We start from the raw sequence: 6,162 nt of genomic DNA, 5'->3' as shown, positions 1-6,162 counted from the left end.
CTAAATCACGTCAGCGCTGGCTGTTTTACGCGTATGACAGGATACGGAGGACGGTTGTGGCGCACGTCTTCGGTGAACGCACTCTGGCCACACTGGAGCGTCTTCTGAGCCTGCTGTCGGCCTTTGAGGTCGTGGTATGGATGACGGATGGCTGGCCGCTGTATGAATCCCGCCTGAAGGGAAAGCTGCACGTAATCAGCAAGCGTTACACTCAGCGCATTGAGCGACATAACCTGAATCTGAGACAACATCTGGCAAGGCTGGGACGGAAGTCACTGTCGTTCTCAAAATCGGTGGAGCTGCATGACAAGGTCATCGGGCATTATCTGAACATAAAACACTATCAGTAAGTTGGAGTCATTACCGGATAATACGTTACCGGGTTATATACAATGTTGTCATATTTGGATTCGTTGTAGCTCGGATCAACCCAACGGAGTACGGTTTGTCCCGATGCTGATTGTGTTTCCTTCAAATCAGAGTAATTTTTTAAAAACCCAGAATATTTATCCGGCGCAGTCACTTTTGACGCACAGCCGGATAATGCCAACAAGCCAGTAAGCACTGCAACTTTAAATAAAGTTTGAGTACGCATGAAACGATCCCTTTAGTTTTCGCAATGATGCTTAAAAAGGATAGCAAAACCGTTTCATTTTGGATGTACTAAAAATGGTAAACACCGCACAATTTTCTCTCTACGCCCGGCACAAAAAATGCTGAGCGCAGAAAGAGTTAACCCAGGCGGGAGGTTCAGGCAGTTTTGCGTGCCAGCATTGTGGCAAAGCGCAGTTTAATTCGATTACCGTTTTCATCCGTACGATGAAGTTCACCCACGTCTTCGTTATATTTCAGCAGATCCCATCCGCTGTAATAATTGCGCAATTCTCCGGTTTTAAACGCGAACGGGAAACCCACGGTACACGGAAAATCATCGGTATCCATCGCCGCGACGATTAAGTTATATCCGCCCGGTTTAGTGCACCGCTGCATATTTTCAATAAGGCCAGGGATAGTTTTGGCTTCAAGGAACATCAGCACAACGGTAGAAAGAATAAAATCATATTCGCCATCAAAGTGTAATGCGTTGAGATCCGCGACGTTCGCGTGCAGATTGGTCAGCCCTTCCGCCGCTTTTATACGCTCAAGGTTAGCGATGCTCATGGGATTTTTATCCCATGCTGTCACGTCATAACCGTTTGCCGCAAGGTACAGGCTGTTACGACCGTTACCGCAGCCCAGGTCTAACGTTTTACCTGGCTTAACAATGTTTGCCGCTTCAACAACATCGGAATGCGTACGAGTTAAATCGTATTTCTCAGTAAAGTAGTTTTCGTCGCAAAGGGTCATTATTTATCCTCAGATTTCAGTAATGCAGCACGCTCCGTGCGGATGAGCAGTTTCCCCTGCATCAGCAATGCAAACGTACGTACCAGTAATAATGCAATGATAAAATTGGTAAAAATAAACAGTGGGATCGACAGCGTATGAAAAAATCCTGACTCGCTACCGTGGCCCAGATGCAGCCCTGTTGTTGCCAGAGCCGACACGCCAAACGAGAAGCTCCAGAAAGACGCATTAAATGGCTGTGACAAATACCACGGCATGAGCCGTAGCATGAACAGCAGTTGCAGCAGACCATAGCCGAACAACATTTTGGCTAACGTATCGCCCTCGCCGCCGTTAACGCTAAGCCAGGCGCTGCAGGCGACCAGCGCAGGCGCCAGTTGAATGCCAAGTGAAGTACGTAATACCGCAGGCAACTCGCCGCAGCTACGTAAACGTTGCAGAATCACCGGCTCCAGGCTGAGCCAGGAAAAAACCCCGGCGCCCAAAAACACCAATCCTGCGTCGTTGAAACCCAGTGCGCCACAGGCCATTGCACTGATAAAGTTATTGGCGACGGTCGGCAGATACAGACCCGGCGTGGTGGCTTCCTCTGGATGCGATCCACGCCACAACCCTGCCGTTTGCCAGGCGGCGTAGGCCAGCTGTATCACCACACCAATGCTGAACAACCCAATCGCCAGCGCTCGATACCACGGGACAAAACCAATCGCGACCAGCATCGTTGTGGCCGGAAACAGACTGACAAAGCTGCTCATCACCGGGTGACGAATTTCCGCCAATACGCTATGCGGAAAACGCAGTAAACGGCTCAGAAAAGCCAGCGTCAGCAGCCCCCAAATGACCATTGCGAGGATCACTAAACCGTCGCCAATCAAGTGACTCACAGGCCACACCTGACTGGCATAACGCCACGCAAACCCCATCCCAATGATGCCCAGTACCATGCCAAAATAACCAGCCGGAAGATTGAGGACCCGCTCACTCTGTTTGTTCTTACTCATTTTGTTTATTTTTTAAAGTATATTTGAAATGCATTTTATGGAATTTCCGCTGATTTAGCCAGTGCGGAAAACTTTGCTACGTTTAACTAAGGTGCGCAACATGGAAATGAGCTATGACCAAATATCGTCTCAGCGATGAGTCTCGATCCTTTAGTTACCAGGATAATGGCAATAAAAAAAGCGTATTACTACGCCAAATCATTGCGCTCACTGATTTTAATGATGTCCAGGCCGGTACGCCCGGAGGCTGGATCGATAATGAAAGCGTGCTGTCACAAAGCGGTGATTGCTGGATTTACGATGAAAACGCGCTCGCATTTTCCGGCGCGACGATTACAGGAAACGCCCGCATTACTCAGGCAAGCGTGGTCAGAGATGGCGCGCAAATTAGCGATGACGTGTGGATTGACCGGGCTGAAATCAGTCATAATGCGCAAATACGTGACAACGTCACCATTCAGGATTCTGTGGTTCGCGGCGAGTGCCTTCTCTTTGGTGATGCGCGCGTGATGTGTGACTCTGAAATCATCGCCGCCAGGGGGCTAACCCGTGAAAGCGACCAGCTCCTGCAAATTTATGATCGGGCTTTTGTCAGCCACTCACGAGTGGTGCATCAGGCGCAGATCTATGGCGATGCGAAAATCAACTATGCCTTTATTGAACATCGGGCGGAAGTTTTTGATTTCGCACAGGTGGAAGGTAATGAAGAGAACAATGTCTGGATTTGCGATTGCGCCAAAGTCTATGGATATGCGCGCGTCATCGCCGGGAGCGAAGAAGATGCCATACCTACCCTACGCTACAGCTCGCAGGTGGCGGAGCACGCGGTAGTTGAAGGTAACTGCGTGCTGAAACACCACGTGTTGGTCGGCGGTCATGCGCAATTACGCGGTGGACCGCTCCAGTTAGACGACCACATCCTGATTGAAGGCCACGTCTGCGTGCTGGGCGAAGTGCTGATCGAGCATCACATTGAGATAACCGGTCAGGCGCATATCCAGGCGTTTGATGGCGATACCATTCACCTACGCGGACCGAAAGTGATTAACGGTGAACAGCGCATTACGCGCACGCCTATCGCAGGTTTATTCTGAAGAGCCATCAATGATGCGGGCGTAGAGATTCACATCATAGTAATCACCATTAAGGAATTCCGCCTGTTGCATACATCCTTCCAGTTGGAAGCCATTACGTAGCGCCACCTGGTTACTCTCAACGTTTTCTACGCGACATTTAATCACGAAGCGGCGAATCTCCTGACGCTGCGCATAATGATGAATTAAGGCTTGTAGCGCCTGGGACATGATGCCTTTACCCTGATGCTCCTCATCCAGCCAGTAGCCGATATAAGCCGCTTTGTTCAACGGTTCTATCTGGTTAAACGAGATAACCCCGACCACATTTTCTTGCGCAAAAATCAGGAACATTTTGGCGTAACCGCGCTGGTGCAACATCATATTGCCCTGCACATTCTTGCGGGTGTCCTCCTCAGAGGCAACAAACTGCGGCCAGTTCAGCGACTGCTGGAGCCAGCTTTTATTTTTAAGCACCAACTGATGCAGAGGCGTGACGTGTTGCTCTTCTACGGCACGCAGTTCCAGCGTGTCATTGATGGTAATCACTTCTGACATTTTCATTCCGTTATGATGGTTAAGCAGGCCACCCTGCTCAATCAAATAAAAACAGGAAGGGCTCCCTTTTGGAAGCCCTTTTACACAGCAAGCGCCGTTTTACTTAGCTCTCACTGACACTCTCTTTTTGCAATATTTTGAGCAGATCTTCCTTCAGGTGGAGTTTCTGTTTCTTAAGGCGAACAATGTCCAAACTATACCCCCGACCATCCGAACCTTCCAGTCTGGAGATCTCATGATCAAGGCTGTTGTGTTTTTCGAATAAGGACAGAAAGCGAGGGTTCTCGGATTTCAGTCGGGAAATAAGGTCTCTGTATTCTGGAAACATACTTTCTCCCTGTTAGTGGAAAAGGACGTGTATAAGAAATACACACCTCCAGAGTACCCACTTGACTTACAGAAAAATGCGAACGGGATCGAGTAAATAGTGTACAGAATGGTTGTGAAGAGGATTACAGATTCGGCCCCCCATTCGGAGAGCCGTAAAGGGAGTGATTAACGCATCTCGCGGTCGTCAACGTACTGACGTTTATCCGGCGCTGGCGGGAAGTACTGATACAGCCAGGTTTCACTGATGGCGTCGCCCTGACAACGCAGGAACATACGCATATCTACCGGATCGGTTGAGTCAGAGGTCGGATACCAGTCAAACTGAATGCGATAACCGTCGATAGGTTCCACGTAAAGGATCTCAATCTGTTTCGCTTCACCGCTGGAGAGCGTAATCACCGGTTCAATACCCTTCGGCGCGGCGGCTTTTAGATCGCCACCGACGAAATCAACAGCAAAACGTCGCGCCCATTTTTCCGGGTAGTGCTCGCCCGGCGCCCATCCTTCCGGGAAGCCGCCCATGCCTGTTCGGGTCGCCATCACGCGAGCCAGCGGTGAACGCACCGGCGGTTGAGCGCTCCAGTACAGGCGATATTTGAATTCCAGATCATCGCCCGCTTTGATCGACCTTTCAGGCTGCCAGAAGCAGACGACGTTATCCAGCGTTTCGCCGGTCGTCGGGATCTCCATCAGGCCGATAGTCCCCTTGCCCCACTGGTTACGCGGTTCGACCCACAGGCTCGGACGCTTGTTGTACCAGCCCATGATATCCTGGTAATGGGAGAAGTCGCGATCGAGCTGCAGCAAGCCAAACCCTTTCGGGTTGTTATCGGTATAGGCGTTGAACTGCAGTTTTTGCGGGTTATTCAGCGGGCGGCAGATCCACTCGCCATTGCCCCGCCACATCGCCAGACGGTCGGAATCATGAATTTGCGGGTGAATGGTGTCACACATCCGACGTTCGTTGTTGCCGCAGCTAAACATGCTGGTCATCGGTGCAATACCGAGCTGCTTGATGTCTTTGCGCGCATAGATGTGGTTTTGTACATCCATGATCACCTGCGTTTTCTCGCAGTGGATCACGAACTTAAATGCACCGGTTACGCTGGGGCTGTCGAGAAGCGCATACACGGTAAAGGAGGTTGCGCCCGGTTTGACCGTTTCGAACCAGAAAGAGGTGAAATCAGGAAACTCTTCTTTGCTGTCGGTGTAGGTATCTACCGCCAGACCGCGGGCCGATAAACCGTACTGATAGGTGTCATCCACGGCGCGGAAATAGCTGGCGCCCAGGAAAGAAACGATATCGCGACGGGCTAATTCTGGCGCTTTAAACACGCGGAACCCGGCGAACCCGAGGTCAGTCTGCCCTTCCAGCTGTTTGGTATCCACACCCGCATCATTGTATTTAAACAGTTCCGGACGGAAGTGGATTTCGCGCGCCATATGCGTGCTGCCATCAACCGAGAACATGCGTACGCGGCGACGGAAGCCCATTCCCACGTGGAAGAACTGCGCATCAAGCTGACGATTTTCAACATTGTTCCACAGAGACTGCTCTGCGTCATATTGAATGCTGTTGTAGGCCTGCGGCGTCAGTTTCGCCAGCGTGTCAGGTAACGCGCGCGGTGCGCCGCCCCAGGGCTTCTGTGCTAAGTCATGGGCCATCGATTGCAGAACGGAAAAATCAAAACGTACGGTTTTTCCGTCTGCAATGTCAGACTCTGCCGCAAAGGCGGCGCTGGAAAAGAGTGATGCAATACCACTGGTTCCGCACACGGCGGCCATTGCCATTGAACCTTTAATAAATCGTCTGCGATTCATGCCTGAAAGTAAGTCCTTCTGGTCGTGTAAAT

6 protein-coding genes and 2 pseudogenes are annotated in these 6,162 nt (G+C 50.8%); 2 read left to right on the top strand and 6 right to left on the bottom strand.

What is annotated here, in order from left to right; all coding sequences use genetic code 11:
* Positions 1-350: pseudogene (locus OGV38_RS14815) on the top strand (IS1-like element IS1X2 family transposase); the annotation flags it as partial.
* Here OGV38_RS14815 and OGV38_RS14810 read toward each other — a convergent pair.
* From OGV38_RS14810 to tehA, 3 genes and pseudogenes are all read right to left on the bottom strand, one after another.
* Positions 350-595 (bottom strand): annotated as a pseudogene (locus tag OGV38_RS14810) (DUF3313 family protein); the annotation flags it as partial. The pseudogenes OGV38_RS14815 and OGV38_RS14810 overlap by 1 nt on opposite strands.
* Before the next feature lie 155 nt (positions 596-750).
* Positions 751-1,347, bottom strand: coding sequence for a tellurite resistance methyltransferase TehB (tehB, locus tag OGV38_RS14805; RefSeq protein WP_103283793.1), 597 nt, complete (start codon positions 1,345-1,347; stop codon positions 751-753).
* On the bottom strand, positions 1,347-2,348 hold the full coding sequence (gene tehA / locus OGV38_RS14800) for a dicarboxylate transporter/tellurite-resistance protein TehA (RefSeq protein ID WP_169330109.1): 1,002 nt from the start codon (positions 2,346-2,348) through the stop codon (positions 1,347-1,349). The genes tehB and tehA overlap by 1 nt, the downstream gene beginning before the upstream one ends.
* A gap of 113 nt (positions 2,349-2,461) precedes the next feature.
* Between tehA and ydcK the strand changes: the two genes are divergently transcribed.
* Positions 2,462-3,442, top strand: coding sequence for a YdcK family protein (gene ydcK, locus OGV38_RS14795; protein WP_269517261.1), 981 nt, complete (start codon positions 2,462-2,464; stop codon positions 3,440-3,442).
* Here the strand turns inward: ydcK and rimL are convergent.
* From rimL to OGV38_RS14780, 3 genes are all read right to left on the bottom strand, one after another.
* The gene (gene rimL, locus OGV38_RS14790; RefSeq protein ID WP_016156595.1) at positions 3,434-3,979 is read right to left on the bottom strand and encodes a 50S ribosomal protein L7/L12-serine acetyltransferase; all 546 of its coding nucleotides are present in this window, start codon (positions 3,977-3,979) and stop codon (positions 3,434-3,436) included. The genes ydcK and rimL overlap by 9 nt on opposite strands.
* 103 nt (positions 3,980-4,082) lie before the next feature.
* Positions 4,083-4,307 carry an HP1242/YdcH family protein gene (locus OGV38_RS14785; RefSeq protein WP_003833168.1) on the bottom strand — a complete coding sequence of 75 codons (225 nt, stop codon included), beginning with the start codon at positions 4,305-4,307 and terminating at the stop codon, positions 4,083-4,085.
* Positions 4,308-4,474: 167 nt separating this feature from the next.
* Positions 4,475-6,130: a glucan biosynthesis protein D gene (locus OGV38_RS14780; RefSeq protein ID WP_029139548.1), complete on the bottom strand. Its 1,656-nt coding sequence runs from the start codon at positions 6,128-6,130 to the stop codon at positions 4,475-4,477.
* Positions 6,131-6,162 lie beyond the last annotated feature (32 nt).

Source organism: Citrobacter sp. Cb080, assembly GCF_030334745.1.
In the GTDB taxonomy this organism is placed as follows: domain Bacteria; phylum Pseudomonadota; class Gammaproteobacteria; order Enterobacterales; family Enterobacteriaceae; genus Citrobacter; species Citrobacter braakii.
Note: the sequence above shows the minus strand (reverse complement) of the source record. Positions and strands in the feature narration are given on the sequence as shown.